We start from the raw sequence: 15,445 nt of genomic DNA, 5'->3' as shown, positions 1-15,445 counted from the left end.
CGTGATTCGTCTCCTTATTCTTTTGCTGATCTCCGGCCTTCTTTCGCTACCCGCATCAGCGCAGGAAGTCCGCATCAAGGACCTCGGACGCTTCCTGGGTTGGCGCGACAACATGCTCGTCGGCTACGGAATTGTGACCGGATTGGCAGGGTCCGGCGACTCCCCGCGAAGCCGCGCTACGCGACAGGCATTGTCCAACGTACTGTCTCAGTTCGAGCTCGTCGTACCGCAGGACCAGGTCCAGAGCCGAAACGTCGCAGTAGTTTTGCTTCAGGCCACTTTGCCGCCTACAGCAAATATCGGCGACAAACTTGATGTCACGGTGACATCCGCCGGCGACGCCCGCAGCCTTTCCGGGGGATCGTTGATACTGGCTCCATTGAAAGGTCCCGACAAACAAGTCTACGCATTGGCTCAAGGCGCCGTATCCACTGGAGGATACCGATTTGACGCCAACGGCAACCTGGCCCAAAAAAATCACCCGACCGCGGGACTGATTCCCGCCGGCGCAAATGTTGAAGTTTCCGTCAATGCCGTGCCCATTGTCACGAACGGTCTGGTGAGTTTCGTGTTGAAGCAGGCGGATGCAACGACTGCAGAGCGCATCGCCAAGGCGATCAATAGCAATCTAGGGCCTGGAATGGCCCAATCCAAAGATGCCACGACGGTGCTAATACGGGCCTCGATGAATGCCAACCTGAATTCGCTGGTTGCTCGACTGGAAGGAATCTCCGTGGCACCGGACCATGCAGCTCGTGTGGTGGTGAACGAGCGAACCGGCACGGTCGTGGCGGGCGGTGACGTTCGAGTATCCTCCATTGCACTGTCGCACGGCGATCTACGTGTCAATGTGGAGACAGAATACTCGGCTTCACAGCCAGGGTTCATCACCGTCGCCGGCCCACAAGTGCGCAGCCTTGTGCTGGCAAATAGCAGACTGACCGTCGAAGAGCAGCCCAACTCCGCGGTAGCAAAGTTTCCGAACACCACGGTAGCCGACCTGGTCCTAGCCCTTAATAAGATGAGAATCAGCACCCGCGACACCATTGCCATCCTGCAGGCCATCAAGGCAGCCGGAGCACTCCACGCAGAGCTAGTCATCCAATGAACGCCAGTCTTGTCACCTCGGTTTTGTCAAAGGCTCTCGATGGCTTGTATGCCCGCCAGACAGCCATCGCGGACAACGTCGCGAATGCACAGTCCGGTCGAGCAGCCGTGTATCGCGTGAATTTCGAGGACGAACTCAATTCTGCCATGCTCTCCGCCGGCTCCGAAATAGATCGAGCACGGCGTGTAAAGGCCATAAAGCCCGACGCTCGACTAGTACCACTCCTAGAGAACGATTTCAGACTTGATCTGGAAGTGATGGAGAGTGGAAGCACTTCAAGCAGGTTTCAACAGATTGCGACTGTGCTGGACAAACAGATCCAGTTGATGCATCTCGCGCTAACTGACACGAAAAGATGACGGCATCGATTTCTGAAATAGCTCGCTCCGCGCTGGACGTGGAGTGGCGTCGCGTCCATGCAATCGCGACGAATCTCGCCAATGCGAACACCACCCGAACGGCGGATGGAGCTACCTTCACACCGTTCAAGCTTCTCTCTGGCCCCGCGGGGGGAGTATCCGGTCCCGACGGAGTGCGAGTTTATGGACTGGAGCCGGTCGACTTCCCGTCTCGCTTGGTGTACGAGCCGTCGCATCCGCATGCCAACGGAGATGGGTATGTTGCCTACCCAGGCATCGACCACGCCGGCGAAATGGCGTTACTGGTAAAAACGCTTCGTGTCTACGAGGCAAACATTGCGGTTCTCAACGCGGCTCGCGCTATGAATGCAAAATCTATGGAAATCGGTGCGAAGTCATGAGTGCAGCAATCTTTCCGATCGGTGACAATATAGATGTCAGGCCGGCGATATCTCCTAGCTTCGCAGTTGCTGACCAATCCGTAAACTTCGGTTCGTTGCTCACGGAGGGCGTAGACGGTATCGACAGCACGCTTCGTTCGGCAGAATCCCTCTCTCAACGATTTGCCGTGGGTGAAGCCATTGCACCACACGAGGTCATGCTCGCATTGGAGGATGCTCGAATGCAGTTGCAAATAGCCACTCAGGTTCGCAGCAGACTTGTTGAAGGTTATCAAGAACTTCTTCGTATGCAACTCTGAGCGAAATGACCAACTTACTATCGTCATGGCGCGCATCCAGACGCGCCCAGATTCTGCTGATCTCTGTCGCATTCCTGGTGCTCCTAACCACGTTCGGTGCATGGTACTGGCTGAGCGCTGAGCCCTATCAAGTTGTGTTCTCCGGCCTGCGGCCCGTAGACGCGGGTACGATCTCGAGCGAACTACAGAAACACGGCATTGCCTTCCAGGCGAGCGAGGACGGCACTGCCATTCTCGTCCGAAAGTCGGAGGTAAACGCTGCTCGATCCCAAGTTTTATCGCGGGATCTGCCGCTAAAGGGAACGGTCGGATTCGAGCTCTTCGACAATTCGGACCTGGGAGTTTCCGATTTTTCCCAGCGGATCAATTTCCAGCGAGCCCTCCAAGGCGAACTGGAGAGAACGCTATTGACACTGCCGAATGTCTCGACAGCGAGGGTCCATCTTGTCCTGCCGGAAGAGACCGTGTTCCGCCGGCAGGCTCAGCGGGCAAAAGCATCGGTATCGCTCGGCATGCGTGAGAATGTAGCCTTGACCGCGACGGATATCCTCCGGGTGCAACGGATGGTTGCCGCGGGGGTTCCACATCTAGAACCGGCCGACGTCAATGTGCTGGATGAGAGATCGCTTAGCACAAGCCTATCCTCCACACCAGACACCTCGGCCAGCCTGATTACCGATCCCGCCCTGCGCCAGAAAGCTGAAATTGAGCAGTATTACGTGAGTAAGCTGACCTCGATGCTTGTCCCGATCGTCGGCAATGGAAATGTAATGGTCAGGGTAGACGCCACGCTGACTCGGACCGAAACTCAGCTGACCGAAGAAAACGCATCGATTCGGCGCAGAGCCGGTATGGGCGTCGATGCAGCGATCCCACCGTCCCGCCTGGCAAGTGCACCAACGACCTTGGGGACGGAGCCCATCCTCTCTGCGAGGAAGAAGGCAAATGAGACGCGAGGCGACGAGCCGAACGATGAGCAGTCGACGAAGCGTGTTGAGCACAGCACAATTCCGAGCGGCTCCATCCAGAAGCTCCAAGTGGCCGTCGTGCTGCATACCGTCCCGGTGTCGGTCAATGTGGCTAACGTAAAGGCGGTCATCGCGACAGCGGCAGGAATCAACGCCGCTCGTGGGGACGTGCTATCCGTTGTCACACAGGAGATAACGACCTCGTCGGATACCTCGCTACTGGACACGCCACCTGAACCTCATCCGAGCGTGCCCACTCCAAGCGCTACAAACAAGGCTCCGAGCCAAGGCGCGCAATTCTTGTCTCCCGGCATATTTGTAACAGGCGGTCTTCTCGCTGTCGCCGTGCTCTCGGCATACTTTCTGCGTCGTCGCTTTCAGGCCTCGGAATCCGCTCTGCAGCAGTACGTTGTTCGCCTGAAGGACAGCCTGAAGCCCAGCCCGCAATGACAACGATGCCATCCACTCTCCCCCCGGAAGCGAAAACGCTCCTAGCCGAACTCCGCGCGATGGATGCCCGCTCCGTCAGCAAAATTCTGCGCATGCTCTCGGCAGAGGAGCGCCAGACGTTGGAAACCCACCTTGCAGAAGGCGAGTTGACGTCCCTGCCGGTCCGGAAAACTCAGGTGCCGGCACAGAAGAAGCATGGATGGCCACCGGGAATCCGGATAGCATCAAAATCCACGGCACTCTCTGCGAAGCTGCAGCGCGTTCCGGATTGGCTGCTCATCCGCGTTTTCAGCGCCCTGGATAACCACTTCCGGAATGAGGTTCTGTCATGCCTTCCCTCGCATAGAAGCCGGCGGTTGCTCGAGTTGGAGACTACTGGACTCGTGACACCAAGCATTGTGGCATTTCTCTTGGGCGAACTTGAAGCCCTCCTCGTCATTCCACCCGGCTCCCTATCTGCCGGACACGACGGAGCGGCGCCACACATTTCGAGTGGAGCGTAATCATGGCTGTTGTGAAAGCTGGTCGATTTCAGCATGTTGCTGGGCCACAGGCTCTTTCGTCCTTTCCGGCTGCAGAGCATAGCGCGATGGACTTGACTGCCAAGCATGAATTGCTTCAACTCCAGGTGGAAATCGGGGCGTTGAAGGAGCAACTCTCACGTTCACACACCGCCTACACGCAGCGTGACAACCAGATCCGCGCCGAGCACGAATCGGCGCTCCATGTTGCATACGAACAGGGGGTAAAGGCGGGCGTCGAGTCGGTTCGGATCGACGAATCAAGCCGCATCGCCACGCTGCAGAAGGGCATCGGAATCGCGACCGATACGCTGTTTGAACACTTAAAAGACATCGAGAATCTCGCCTTGGACATCGCTGGTGCCGCGGTCGCGACAGTAGCGCAGGACCCAGAGTTCCGGGCGAGCGCATTGGAGTCGATCATCCACGGCTACATGACAAGGCTTGGGGATGGTGCGTCCCTGCACGTTAGCGTCTCCGGCTACGACTTCCCGGACGCTCGGAGGCTGCGGGAGTCCATTCAGTCTCCGCGTGTGCCCTTAACCCTTGAGGTCATTGAGGATGCTGAGCCTGGATTCTGTCAGGTGAAACCTGCGCTTGGCATTGTCGACTTCAGCCTCCTTGTTCAGCTTCAGAACCTCAGGGGCCTTTTCGACAACCTGAAAGCCGCGTAAAGTGACCATCCACCAACTGGTTAGCCGAGTCCGTTCAGCGCGTCTTTATCAGGCCGTCGGGCGTATTACCAAGATCATGCCAACCTATCTCGAAGCCTGCGGTCCCGATGTCGGCTTGGGAAGTCTGTGCGAGATCGATGCGCCCGAAACCAAATTGCGCGCCGAAGTCACACGGGTCGACTCCGAGAAAATCACCCTGATGCCGTACGGCACCACGACAGGCGTCCGACTTGGCGCAACGGTCACTGCTGTATCGGACGGTGATACGCTGCCTCTTCCTATTGCACCCAATGGTCACGTGCTGGATTCAATTGGCCTCCCATTGGACGGTTCACCATGGCTCATTTCCGAAGATCGTCCCCTGAACGGCGTTCGCATCAATCCCCTGGACCGGATATCGCCGAGCACGCAGCTATCTACCGGCATCAGGGCAATCGACGGCATCCTGGCACTTGGGCGCGGTCAGCGTGTCGGGATTTTTGCTGGCAGCGGAGTCGGGAAGAGCACCCTTCTTGGCGCCATTCTCCGCCACACTGCGATTGATTCATGCGTCATTTGCCTAGTTGGCGAGCGCGGCCGCGAAGTGGACGATTTCTGGAATCATGCACTGACTGAGAGCACAAGGGCGAAGACAACGCTTGTCGTGTCCACGTCGGATGAGCCCGCGATAGCTCGAGCGAAAGCCGTGAACGTGGCTCTGTCCATCGCAGAGTCAATGCGCGATGACGGACGAGACGTCCTGTTTGTTCTTGATTCGATTACCAGGTATGCCATGGCGCTCCGCGAAGTGGGACTGGCCAGTGGCGAGCCACCTACAGCGCGAGGCTATACCCCTAACGTTTTCGCGGCACTACCCCGGATTGTCGAACGATGCGGCGCACTCAAGTCCGGCGGATCCATAACTGGAATTATGAGTATCCTGATGGAATCAGAGGATGCCGACGATCCGGTAACCGATGCCATGAGGTCCCTGCTCGATGGCCATATCATCTTGTCCAGAGCGCTGACGGAAAGGGGCCACTTTCCCGCTATTGACGTGACACGAAGCGCGAGCCGGTTAATGAGTCATGTCGTTGACAAGGACCATCAGGAACTTGCTCGTAACGCCGTCGCTCAACTCAGCCGCTATGAGGACGCCCGTACGCTGATCCAGGCGGGCTTGTATGTCCCAGGTCAGGATCCCCTTCTCGATGAGTCGATCCGAAACTATCCACACCTAATTACTTTTCTCCAACAGGATACAAGCACGCGCTACGGGCAGGAGGATACCCTGGTGCGCTTGAAATCGGCGCTCGCTGGAGGAGCGCAATGAATCATCCTTCGATACGAATTCGACAGATAGAACAAATTCTTCGCGTGAAGGAGCTTGAAAAACGCAGAATTGAGCAAGAGCGGCACTTGACTACCCTCTCGCTCACGAGCGCGCTGACTAAGCGCGGTCAAACCGAGATGGAACTCAAGTCACTAGGTAGCGCCCTTGTCTCCGCGCTCTCCGACGGGCACTTCGATACTTACTTGGACGGCTCCATATTGCGCGCAATGCGCGCCTGCAACGTTGCCGTTGCCACACTCAAGGCTGAAGAGTCGCGTGTCAATGTACGCCTACGGGAACTGGCCGTTTCTGCCTATCGCCTGAATATGCAGTTGGAGAACCTTAACGACCTGCGCTGCGATCTCGATCGCGGCATCATGAAGAAGAGGCTTGAAGTTACGTCTAGATCGCAAGAGGACGGGTTCGCTCGAGCCGCGTTGGGCCTATGAAAACATACGCTCCCACCCAACCTTTGACATACCGGGAACTGGATCCACCGCGGCATCACCTGCCAGCGAAATCCAGTCTCGCCGACAGCAGTTTTCGCTCGATCGAACAACAGTTTGTTGACGCCGTGCATTGCGCGGCAGTTGCCTATGCCGCTTCACAACAGGGGCACCCGCATATGCAGAAGGAAACAACCCCGCGCGCCCCTTCAGCGATGCCGCCCGCTTCCCAAGCGAATCCGAATTTGAGAGGGATGGAGTCCTATCGCTCCCGACACCAGTTATCCGTAGATACTCCCGACAAGTCCTCACAGGAGGATCCGCTCGCATCCACCATCCAAGCACTCCAGGCGACGACACGAGATCCTTTCATCGGAAACGGTGGAGTATTAGACCAGCGAGACTCAATAACCTCCCGAAAGATCGATACAGATTCTAGCCGTGTACAGCAACGGAGTTCTCGCTTAGGTGCGACTTCGGTGGCAACAAGCATATCCTCACTGGAACTGGCGATCCTTGCCGGTGTCCAGGGAAAAGTCATTTCGATTCGATTCCCCACACTCTCGGAACCCGATCACTTGCAAGTAGTCGACGTCGCGCGCAGGCTTGTCCGAGATAACAAACTGGTCGTAGATGGGATCTATCTCAATGGCCATTGGTACGGCATGTAACGAGCGTTCATCAAGAAACCACTATGGCAACCAATCCTATTTCAAATATCGGTCGTACCTCCGGTGGCAACACCTCACTTGGCATTGACTCTTTGCTGAAAATCGTGCTCGCGCAGCTCACGTATCAGGATCCACTCAAGCCGGTCGATAACACTGCCTTTGTAAGTCAACTCGCACAGTTCACCACTTTGGAGCAAACGCAGCAGTTGACACTCAAGATTGACAGCCTTCTTCAAGTACAGGGATCGACCTACGCGCTTTCCATGCTAGGCAAGAAGATAGACGTAAACACCGCTTCGGGTACCCAGAGCGGAACGGTCTCCGCTGTGTCTGTCAGTGGCTCCCAACCCGTGTTGACGGTGCAGCTATCAAATGGTCAATTCCTGAGCAACGTTACTACCACGCAGATTGCGCAGATTCGCTCCTGAGGACTCACATGCTCAACGCGCTATATATTGGTATGTCTGGTCTGTCTTCTTACTCGAAGGGCCTCCAAACAATCAGCAACAATGTCGCAAACATGAACACGCCTGGCTTCAAGGGTGCAGCCCCCAGATTTAGCAATGCCCTCCTCGATCAGCAGACGGTATTCTCTACGCATGCAGAATTCCTCGGGGTTCCGCCGGGTAATGGTGTTGCATTTCAAGGCGCCAGAGTTGACTACAAACAGGGGGACCTGCGAGCCGGAACAGACAATCTTGATCTTGCCCTCAGCGGAGAGGGATTCCTGACGCTACTTGATGCCGGCAGGCAAAAGTATGTGCGCTCCTCTCGCTTTGCAATGGATGAGGATGGAACCATCAGGGAGCAGAATACCAAGCTTCAGTTGGCCCTGCTTTCTGAAAATGGTGAGCTATACACGCCGAACCTGCAAGGTAAAGCGGGTTCGCCGCCACTCGCTACATCCAGCGTCAGGTTCTCCGACAATCTCTCCTCCTCTGCGGATAGCCATACGGTTAGTGGCATTGAAATATTTGACAAGAGCGGAGCGCGCCACGTGGTCACGGCCAAGTTCGCCAAGTCGACTACGGACGGGCCTGGCTTTTGGAACGTCTCGGTGGAGGAGGACGGGATAGGCAAAGTTGGCGAGGGCAAGCTGCAGTTTGTCGGCAACACAATCCTTCCCGGCCATGACCGGCTCACCGTGGCCATAGGTGCTGGATCGAATCAGAAAGACGTGAGCTTTGACTTCTCCAACGGAGTAACAAACTTCTCGTCGGGTACAACGTCCATGCTGAAAGTAAGTTCCAAGGACGGGTATGGCGTGGGAACACTGGTATCGACCTCTGTCACTGAGGATGGCGAACTCCAACTTAGCTACTCCAACCAGCAGACCACCAAGCTCGGCAAGATCGCGGTGTCTATGTTCCGGGACAATCAGGTACTGACTCAAGAAGGGAAAGGAGTCTTCCTCGCGCCATTGGGAACCACGGCTCTCCGGCGCACCAGTGGCGAAGCAGGCGCCGGGAAGATAGTCGCGAAAGCCGTTGAAGGATCGAACGTTGACGTCGCCGAGGAATTCGGACAATTAATCATCGTGCAACGCGGTTTCCAGGCCGCATCTCAGATCATCAACATCAGCAACGAGATGATACAGCAGCTCTTTGATATGAAAGGACGGGGATAGCATATGGCCGGATTTCGGCAATGCCGGCCTCTCGGCGCTTCGGAGCTCAGGCAGTTTCATAGTACTGCACGTGAGATTCTGAATGCCTGGTCTATCAACTGGAGCGCCGCGTCCACCATCATAGTGGATGAGCCTAGACTGCTGTCACTTGCGCCTCTTCCGGAAGCGTGGCCATGGTATCGATTAAGCGACGGCCTCTGGCTAGGTCACTCGACGGGTTTCGAAACCGCTCTCTTTTCATTTTCAATGGCCCTATCTCGAGAGGAAAGCCATCAGGCTGGTGGCGAAATGCTATCGCGACTTGCAAAGAGCATGGGCGACGATCTGGCATTCAGGCTCGCAGGCTCTAACAGTGGCTTCACAGAATCTGCGAAGAAAACGTCTGATCAATTGGCGGGACTACATCCTGCGTCAAGTGCACAGTTGATTATTCGCAACGGCTCGATCGCTCTCGCATCCATTCTCGTCACGGCAGACTATTTCCCAACGCAGGCCGACAAGCAGACGCCAATCTCGATCGACCAGGTTCAAGAATCAATTTTGGAATGCGAGATGTCTCTTGAGGTATCCGCTGGAGGCGCCAGGATCAGCCTGTCGGAATTAATCAATCTTGATATTGGCGATCTTCTGGTTCTACAGCCAAAGCAAAATTCGCTGGTGCATCTACGTACCGAGAAAAATAGGTTGCCGATCGCAATGGGATTGCTGTGCTGCAAGGATGAGAAACTCGCAATACAGCTTCTCGAAATTGACAAAAACCAGAATTGATCTTATGTCCGACATCAAAAAATCGACTCCACTCGCATACCCGGAGCCGGCCGCTACGCCGGACGGAGATCAGAATCTCATCCGCAATGCCGCGGAACTGCTAAATGACATTGGAGTTGAACTTGAGGTGATTGTTGGAAAATCATCTCTTTCTGCCGCAGATATTTTCGCTTTGAAGACGGGAGCCGTCTTATCCCTGAATAAATCGGTGGCCGACCCGGTTGCTGTTCTCTTGAACGGAAAAGTCGTCGCCGAAGGCCAGCTAGTCGCCGTGGAGGACAGTTACGGCGTGCGTATCACCCGCGTGGCCGCGTTCAATGGGACGCCCAGTTGAAGCCATCTACGCTGGGATCCATATGCCTCGCATGCAGTGTGGCCTGCATGCCTGCCCTGGCTTGGGCACCATCCTCCAATTCGGCATCCGAGAGAATTGATTGGCTCCGTTTCGGGCTCGCGCTCGTCTTCTGCTTGGCTTTGGGTATAGCCACTCCGTTTCTGCTGAGACTAAGGCTTAATATGAGTTTCCGGAAGCCAGCCCGAGAATCTCGACGCCTGAAAGCAATTGAGACTCTGAGATTGGACAACAGAACTGTGCTGTATCTGGTCGAGGCAGACGGAGAGGCCATTCTCATCGCCTGCAATCAACAAGGTATCGCGCTGACGCGAGGGAGCCAACTGGTTCGCGAAGGACACGAAGGATGAACCGCGCGTCCCTTGCATATATCCCGGAGGTCGTTCTCACCATCGCACTAGCTGCTCCGCTCGTTGCCTACGGAGCCACTGTGCCAACTGCGTTGCCGGGGTTAGATTCGCTTTCTTCAGCGGATGGCGCCAGCAATGCCATACGCCTCTTCGTACTCCTGACGCTGTTGAGCGTCCTTCCGGCGATCGTAATGGCAGGCACGGCCTTCATTCGCATCGTGATCGTACTTGCAATGCTCCGACATGGCCTGGGAATGCCGGAAACACCACCGAATCCAATCTTGGTGAGCCTGGCGCTGTTCTTGACGCTATTCACAATGATGCCGACCGTGGAAACGGTGAATGCGCGCGCGGTCGAACCGTTTCTCGACGGGAAGATCTCTGCCAAACAGTTTGTTGAGAATGCGACACCTCCTCTCAAGGAGTTCATGCTCAGGCAAGTGAGAGATGAAGATCTTAGTCTTATGCACGAGCTATCCAAGAAAGAACGACCAAGTAGCCGAGAGGATGTTGGGATGCTGCAACTCGTTCCCAGCTTCATCCTGAACGAACTTCGTGTCGCGTTCCAGATGGGCTTCGTCATACTGCTGCCCTTTCTTCTTATTGACCTTGTCGTATCCAGCGTGCTTCTCGCGCTCGGCATGATGATGGTCCCCCCATCAACAATCTCGCTGCCGCTGAAGGTGTTGCTTTTTGTCCTGATTGATGGCTGGGCATTAGTGCTTCGAGGACTAGTCGGAAGTTTCAGATAAGTGAGCTACGCAAGTGCCCGCCTCCATGCCATCGACCGATAGTCACGAGGCCAATCTTTGGGCCGCCTACAGAGAGCAGGATGACGCAAGCGCTCGGGAAGAGCTATTCCTTTGCTATCTGCCGTACGCTCGGGCTGTCGCAGCGCGCCTCTTCGGCAACCGCCTGAAAGATGACGTCGAGTTCGGCGATTACCATCAACTGGCCTGCATAGGGCTACTACAGGCTCTCGATAAGTTCGATATTTCCAGGGGCGTCTCATTCAAAACATACTGCACACACCGGATGGAGGGGAACGTTCTGTCTGGCGTCGAAAGGCTAACGGAGGCACAACAGCAGATTTCCCTGGCGAAACGCCTGAAGAATGACCGTCTCAAGTCGCTTAAATCCGATCCCGCAGAAATCCCGAGATTTCCCGAGATTGCCGATATGGCTCTTGGCTTGGCACTTGGCTTCCTGCTGGAGGATACTGGCATGTTTTCGCCCGAGTCAGACGTCGGGACCGAAAACCCTTACACATCGCTGGCGTGGAAGCGGCTTCGCTCCCAGCTTTTCAATAGCATACAAACGCTACCAAAGCGTGAAAACAGACTTATTGTCCTTCACTATCTGCACGGCGTTTCGTTTGAGCAAATTGCTGAGCTTTTCGGAGTGACAAAGGGGCGTGTATCTCAGATTCATCGCTCAGCGCTCATCGCACTGAAGTCGGTACTAGATTAAGGAGAAGATCCATGGAAGGAAAGTCAGTTATGCCGGAATCAACCCTAGCGTCGCTCCTTCAACTACTAGAAGTTCCGGAGGGTTCCCGGCAAGCGCTGGAACAAGTAGAGATGGGTATAGAGACCTACCCGAAGGACGGTCGCCTATGGTTTCTGGGCGGAGGTCTGCTCGCGAGCCTTGGCGCCTACGAGCGAGGCAAGAGCTACATGCGGACGGCACTCAGGTATGCTGCTGAGCTTCACGTATTGCGCCTGCAACTAGGCCTGCTCGAGATTACAACCGGAGAAACGGAAGAAGGCCTGACAACGCTGCTACCGCTCGAGGCCAATGGCATTGACGATCCCTACGCGGATTTCGCGGCTGGGCTGCGGAACATCGTCCGTGGCGATACAATCACCGCTATCGCACGAATCAGATCCGGCCTCGCTAATAATGAGCTTCCAGCGGCGCTTCGGCGTGATATGGAGATGCTACTAGGGCAGGTTGTGAGGCCACCTGAGCAGGATACAACTGATATCGGTAAATTTCTGCTATCTCGGTACGTCGGTAACGGTCAAACCAACTGAATGCCTCCCCCATGGATTCCATTAGTAAGACTACGCAGATAGCCCAATTGCTCTCAGCAAGACTGGCGCGAACCACATCAGGTACACGCGACACTCAGAGGGATGCGGCGACGGCTTCGTTGGAATCGGACCAGCCGAAACTGCGCCTGGGAAAGCAGGATTCGGTGAGGACCCATATTTCGAGGCTAAGGGAAAAGGGAATTCTTGACAGGGACATCCTAGAACGAGCGGCTGTAGAAAGCCTGCTTATCGAGTCCTTCGGTGAGGCCGTGAGAAATTCACCGGAGTTTCAATCTGTTGTCACCTCCGTGCGGAGTGCCCTCAACGAAGCCTATCCGGACGAGGATATCTTGGAGCGCCTGCTGACTTGACGCGAAACCCTGGATCATCTGGTACCTCAGCCACGAGTTGTGGCAGGTGGTCAAGGACACTATCGAGGCCATGCCGATCGCCACCAGCACGAGCGCCTGCACGCGGCGCGCTGTCGGTGGCTGTTCTCCGCGCTTTATCTCGGTAGGCTACTTGCTACAGAGGTGGCCAGTACCTGCATGGGCGCCTTTTTCTGCCGGCGCGACGTCGACGAGGTGGAGCGCTGGTGGCTGGAGGTGTCCGGCAAGGGCAGCAAGATGCGGCTGGTGCCGGCCGCCGAGGAACTGATGGCAGAACTGACGCGCTATCGCCGTGCTCACGGCCTGCCACCCAGGCCGATGCCCAGCGAGGATCAACCCCTGGTGCTGCCTGTCATCAATCAGGCCCGGGCACTGCGGCCTTTGTCACGTAGCGCCCTTCGCCTAGTCCTGAAGGAGGTGCTTGCGATGGCCGCCGATCGGCTGCGCGTACGCGGCCCCGATTGGGGAAGCCAGGCCGACCTGCTGGCCAATGCCTGGGCACACTGACTGCGCCACTTCGCGGGGTTGCACATGGCGGACCAGCAGGTGGACCTGCGATTTGTACGAGACAATTTCAGGCACGCCGCCGTGAGGCCACGCAGGAACAGCACCGGATCGGATGGAAGCGCTAGCATTGGCGCCCCTTCGTTGCCGGACTTCGGCTTACTGTGGCGCCTAAGAGACCGCGCTTAAGTGCATTTTGTTTATTAGGCCATCTTCCGCCTAACCGTATAGTCTCGGATGCCTTCCCAACCCGCGCCCTCGTGGCGCCACGCTGGTGTTGCAGATCGTTATTTCCGCCAATGGCGGTCACAATTTCCGCCAATGCCGAGATTTTGACGCCGCTGCCTACCCTTGCGCTGACGTCTTCCAATCTCACGGAGCACCGCAGTGAGGTTGCGGCAGATGCGTAGCGTGCATGGCGCCAGCGCGTTCAGTCTATGCTCAGGGACTTGGCAGACAGCGGTGTGCGGATCTAGCCAATCCCGCTTCCAGCGAGGCGAGAAGACGTCGACGGGATTCAGAACAAGGCAGTCGAAGCAGTAAGGGAGCTGATCTCGGTCTGACACCCACGCTGTTGGCGTTTGAAGCGCTGCCAACCTCGGGATACCAACATGAGTCAGCTGCGCGAGGCGGCACAGTGCGTTCTCGTCCATCGGAGGGAACAGAAGCCAGCCGATATTGGTCAACGCCGAGAACGCACCAAGGTCTCCGATCTGCCACAACTGTTCAACACTGATCAGATACCTCGCCGCCAGGCGACCGAGCCAACCGCCAAACGCCTCGTCATCGAATGGACGCGGAGCAACGGGCCAAGGCCTGACGCACTCAGGAGACCAGGGTTCGCGCTGCATTCTCTATGTGACCAAGGTCGATGGCCTCCTGCCCATCCCGGATCGCGAGTTCTGCGGAAACAGTCAAGACGCGCGACACTTCCCCTGTTAGCCCTCCACTAGCAAAGTGATGAACCTCGTCAACGATCAGCATGCGCGCCGAAACTTCTCGAAGCAGTGCGCGACTCAAGTTCTCAAGTGCAGATAGCCTTGCCGTTCTCAGCTTGCTTACGCGTGAGGGGAGCCCTCCCAAGCGGACGTAAGACCCTCGCAATCGCCAGTTCGCGCTTCGTTGCAATCCTCATGGCCGTGCTCAAGACCGTGGTCTTACACACTAGGCGATTTACTGAACGGTCGACTCGGGCTGGCGGAATTAGTGGACGCGGCACCCCAAAACGCGTTGCCTACGAACAACAGTGGTGCACGTCACAACGCAGAAAATTGCTTATGGATCAATCAGTTAGATCGATGATCATTGGCGGATTTAGTGGTCACCGTTTGCCGAATTAATGGTCGGCAACACCTGTTGTACGAGCGCTTTCTGGCTGGTCGAGGCCGGCTACCTGGCCGGCAACCCGTTGTCGCTGGCGCGCCGCCGCCGCGGGCAGGCCAAGCCCCGCATCACGCGCTACCTCAGTCACGAACTGTGGCAGGCGGTCAAGGACACCATCGAGGCCATGCCGGGTGCGAGCGACACCGCCACCGAGCGCGAGCGCCTGCACGCGGCGCGCTGCCGCTGGCTCTTTTCCGTGCTCTATCTCGGTGGGCTACGGGCGGCCGAGGTGGCCGAGACGCGCATGGGGGCTTTTTTTTGCCGGCGCGATGTCCACGGGGTGGAGCGCTGGTGGCTGGAGGTAACCGGCAAGGGCAATAAGACGCGGCTGGTGCCGGCCACCGACGAGCTGGTGGCAGAACTGGCGCGCTACCGCCGCGCCCACGGCCTGCCGCCCAGCCCGATGCCCGGCGAAGATCGCCCCCTGGTGCTGCCAGTCATTGGCCAGACCCGGGCGCCCCGGCCCTTGTCGCGTGGCGCTCTCCACCTGATCCTGAAGGAGGTGTTCGCGCTGGCGGCCGAGCGGCTGCGCGCGCGCGGCCCCGAATGGGAAAGCCAGGCCGGCCTGCTGGCCAGCGCGTCGGCGCACTGGCTGCGCCATACCGCTGGCTCGCACATGACGGACCAGCAGGTGGACCTGCGCTTCGTGCGGGACAATTTCGGGCACGCGTCCATTGCCACCACCAGCGCCTACCTGCATACCGAGGACGATGCGCGGCACGAAGCCACGCAAGAACGGCACCGGATTGGGTGGAAGCCTGCCACCGCGGCGCCAGCCCAGACGAGACCGGAGGCGGTGCCGCTGAGCCCGGGTGTCGGCGCATCCG

The 15,445-nt window shown here is 57.1% G+C and carries 18 protein-coding genes and 2 pseudogenes; 18 read left to right on the top strand and 2 right to left on the bottom strand.

The annotated features are described in order from the left end of the window. The first annotated feature begins 1 nt into the window (after nt 1). The 17 genes and pseudogenes from AC3FOF_RS41030 to AC3FOF_RS40950 all read left to right on the top strand — a co-directional run. Nucleotides 2–1,108, top strand: coding sequence for a flagellar basal body P-ring protein FlgI (locus AC3FOF_RS41030; protein ID WP_488729912.1), 1,107 nt, complete (start codon nt 2–4; stop codon nt 1,106–1,108). Beyond that, nucleotides 1,105–1,467: a hypothetical protein gene (locus AC3FOF_RS41025; RefSeq protein WP_488729911.1), complete on the top strand. Its 363-nt coding sequence runs from the start codon at nt 1,105–1,107 to the stop codon at nt 1,465–1,467. Before AC3FOF_RS41030 ends, AC3FOF_RS41025 begins: the two co-directional genes overlap by 4 nt. After that, on the top strand, nt 1,464–1,868 hold the full coding sequence (locus tag AC3FOF_RS41020) for a flagellar basal body rod protein FlgC (RefSeq protein ID WP_488729910.1): 405 nt from the start codon (nt 1,464–1,466) through the stop codon (nt 1,866–1,868). The genes AC3FOF_RS41025 and AC3FOF_RS41020 overlap by 4 nt, the downstream gene beginning before the upstream one ends. Then, nucleotides 1,865–2,167: a flagellar hook-basal body complex protein FliE gene (gene fliE, locus AC3FOF_RS41015; RefSeq protein WP_488729909.1), complete on the top strand. Its 303-nt coding sequence runs from the start codon at nt 1,865–1,867 to the stop codon at nt 2,165–2,167. The genes AC3FOF_RS41020 and fliE overlap by 4 nt, the downstream gene beginning before the upstream one ends. 5 nt (nt 2,168–2,172) lie before the next feature. Further along, nucleotides 2,173–3,585, top strand: a complete 1,413-nt coding sequence (fliF, locus tag AC3FOF_RS41010) for a flagellar basal-body MS-ring/collar protein FliF (RefSeq protein WP_488729908.1) — start codon at nt 2,173–2,175, stop codon at nt 3,583–3,585. A 505-nt stretch (nt 3,586–4,090) separates the two neighbouring features. Beyond that, nucleotides 4,091–4,780, top strand: a complete 690-nt coding sequence (locus AC3FOF_RS41005; protein WP_488729907.1) for a FliH/SctL family protein — start codon at nt 4,091–4,093, stop codon at nt 4,778–4,780. Between the two features lies 1 nt (nt 4,781). Next, nucleotides 4,782–6,092, top strand: coding sequence for a FliI/YscN family ATPase (locus tag AC3FOF_RS41000; RefSeq protein ID WP_488729906.1), 1,311 nt, complete (start codon nt 4,782–4,784; stop codon nt 6,090–6,092). Beyond that, nucleotides 6,089–6,541 (top strand): hypothetical protein, encoded by a 453-nt coding sequence (locus AC3FOF_RS40995; protein WP_488729905.1) that lies wholly within the window; start codon nt 6,089–6,091, stop codon nt 6,539–6,541. Before AC3FOF_RS41000 ends, AC3FOF_RS40995 begins: the two co-directional genes overlap by 4 nt. Nucleotides 6,542–7,232: 691 nt before the next feature. Then, nucleotides 7,233–7,637: a flagellar hook capping FlgD N-terminal domain-containing protein gene (locus tag AC3FOF_RS40990; RefSeq protein WP_488729904.1), complete on the top strand. Its 405-nt coding sequence runs from the start codon at nt 7,233–7,235 to the stop codon at nt 7,635–7,637. Nucleotides 7,638–7,645: 8 nt separating this feature from the next. Further along, nucleotides 7,646–8,836: a flagellar hook-basal body complex protein gene (locus tag AC3FOF_RS40985; protein WP_488729903.1), complete on the top strand. Its 1,191-nt coding sequence runs from the start codon at nt 7,646–7,648 to the stop codon at nt 8,834–8,836. 312 nt (nt 8,837–9,148) lie between these two features. Beyond that, the gene (locus AC3FOF_RS40980; protein WP_488729902.1) at nt 9,149–9,604 is read left to right on the top strand and encodes a FliM/FliN family flagellar motor switch protein; all 456 of its coding nucleotides are present in this window, start codon (nt 9,149–9,151) and stop codon (nt 9,602–9,604) included. Between the two features lie 4 nt (nt 9,605–9,608). After that, on the top strand, nt 9,609–9,938 hold the full coding sequence (locus AC3FOF_RS40975) for a FliM/FliN family flagellar motor switch protein (RefSeq protein ID WP_488729901.1): 330 nt from the start codon (nt 9,609–9,611) through the stop codon (nt 9,936–9,938). Between the two features lie 47 nt (nt 9,939–9,985). Then, a complete protein-coding gene (locus tag AC3FOF_RS40970) occupies nt 9,986–10,306 on the top strand; it encodes a flagellar biosynthetic protein FliO (protein ID WP_488729900.1) in 321 nt (106 codons plus the stop codon). Continuing rightward, on the top strand, nt 10,303–11,058 hold the full coding sequence (gene fliP / locus AC3FOF_RS40965; protein ID WP_488729899.1) for a flagellar type III secretion system pore protein FliP: 756 nt from the start codon (nt 10,303–10,305) through the stop codon (nt 11,056–11,058). The genes AC3FOF_RS40970 and fliP overlap by 4 nt, the downstream gene beginning before the upstream one ends. A 25-nt stretch (nt 11,059–11,083) precedes the next feature. Further along, nucleotides 11,084–11,776: a sigma-70 family RNA polymerase sigma factor gene (locus AC3FOF_RS40960; protein WP_488729898.1), complete on the top strand. Its 693-nt coding sequence runs from the start codon at nt 11,084–11,086 to the stop codon at nt 11,774–11,776. An 11-nt stretch (nt 11,777–11,787) separates the two neighbouring features. Next, the gene (locus AC3FOF_RS40955; RefSeq protein WP_488729897.1) at nt 11,788–12,342 is read left to right on the top strand and encodes a hypothetical protein; all 555 of its coding nucleotides are present in this window, start codon (nt 11,788–11,790) and stop codon (nt 12,340–12,342) included. Nucleotides 12,343–12,717: 375 nt separating this feature from the next. Then, nucleotides 12,718–13,363 (top strand): annotated as a pseudogene (locus tag AC3FOF_RS40950) (hypothetical protein); the annotation flags it as partial. Nucleotides 13,364–13,522: 159 nt separating this feature from the next. On the opposite strand, the gene AC3FOF_RS40945 reads toward AC3FOF_RS40950, so the two are convergent. Together AC3FOF_RS40945 and AC3FOF_RS40940 are read right to left on the bottom strand one after the other, a co-directional pair. Further along, complete coding sequence (locus AC3FOF_RS40945; protein ID WP_488729896.1) at nt 13,523–14,086, bottom strand: TniQ family protein; 564 nt, start codon at nt 14,084–14,086, stop codon at nt 13,523–13,525. Then, nucleotides 14,061–14,318: a TniB family NTP-binding protein gene (locus AC3FOF_RS40940; protein WP_488729895.1), complete on the bottom strand. Its 258-nt coding sequence runs from the start codon at nt 14,316–14,318 to the stop codon at nt 14,061–14,063. The genes AC3FOF_RS40945 and AC3FOF_RS40940 overlap by 26 nt, the downstream gene beginning before the upstream one ends. A gap of 289 nt (nt 14,319–14,607) precedes the next feature. On the opposite strand from AC3FOF_RS40940, the pseudogene AC3FOF_RS40935 reads away from it, so the two are divergent. Next, a pseudogene (locus tag AC3FOF_RS40935) lies at nt 14,608–15,445 on the top strand (tyrosine-type recombinase/integrase); the annotation flags it as partial.

Source organism: Cupriavidus sp. 96C5-1 (genome assembly GCF_057798855.1).
Note: the sequence above shows the minus strand (reverse complement) of the source record. Positions and strands in the feature narration are given on the sequence as shown.

What these genes read in the sequence shown, in the direction of transcription:
- AC3FOF_RS41025 (WP_488729911.1), top strand. Translation starts at nt 1,105, where the DNA reads ATGAACGCCAGTCTTGTCACCTCGGTTTTGTCAAAGGCTCTCGATGGC.
- AC3FOF_RS41020 (WP_488729910.1), top strand. Translation starts at nt 1,464, where the DNA reads ATGACGGCATCGATTTCTGAAATAGCTCGCTCCGCGCTGGACGTGGAG.
- fliE (WP_488729909.1), top strand. Translation starts at nt 1,865, where the DNA reads ATGAGTGCAGCAATCTTTCCGATCGGTGACAATATAGATGTCAGGCCG.
- fliF (WP_488729908.1), top strand. Translation starts at nt 2,173, where the DNA reads ATGACCAACTTACTATCGTCATGGCGCGCATCCAGACGCGCCCAGATT.
- AC3FOF_RS41005 (WP_488729907.1), top strand. Translation starts at nt 4,091, where the DNA reads ATGGCTGTTGTGAAAGCTGGTCGATTTCAGCATGTTGCTGGGCCACAG.
- AC3FOF_RS40995 (WP_488729905.1), top strand. Translation starts at nt 6,089, where the DNA reads ATGAATCATCCTTCGATACGAATTCGACAGATAGAACAAATTCTTCGC.
- AC3FOF_RS40990 (WP_488729904.1), top strand. Translation starts at nt 7,233, where the DNA reads ATGGCAACCAATCCTATTTCAAATATCGGTCGTACCTCCGGTGGCAAC.
- AC3FOF_RS40985 (WP_488729903.1), top strand. Translation starts at nt 7,646, where the DNA reads ATGCTCAACGCGCTATATATTGGTATGTCTGGTCTGTCTTCTTACTCG.
- AC3FOF_RS40980 (WP_488729902.1), top strand. Translation starts at nt 9,149, where the DNA reads ATGGGCGACGATCTGGCATTCAGGCTCGCAGGCTCTAACAGTGGCTTC.
- AC3FOF_RS40975 (WP_488729901.1), top strand. Translation starts at nt 9,609, where the DNA reads ATGTCCGACATCAAAAAATCGACTCCACTCGCATACCCGGAGCCGGCC.
- AC3FOF_RS40970 (WP_488729900.1), top strand. Translation starts at nt 9,986, where the DNA reads ATGCCTGCCCTGGCTTGGGCACCATCCTCCAATTCGGCATCCGAGAGA.
- fliP (WP_488729899.1), top strand. Translation starts at nt 10,303, where the DNA reads ATGAACCGCGCGTCCCTTGCATATATCCCGGAGGTCGTTCTCACCATC.
- AC3FOF_RS40960 (WP_488729898.1), top strand. Translation starts at nt 11,084, where the DNA reads ATGCCATCGACCGATAGTCACGAGGCCAATCTTTGGGCCGCCTACAGA.
- AC3FOF_RS40955 (WP_488729897.1), top strand. Translation starts at nt 11,788, where the DNA reads ATGGAAGGAAAGTCAGTTATGCCGGAATCAACCCTAGCGTCGCTCCTT.
- AC3FOF_RS40945 (WP_488729896.1), bottom strand. Translation starts at nt 14,086, where the DNA reads ATGCAGCGCGAACCCTGGTCTCCTGAGTGCGTCAGGCCTTGGCCCGTT.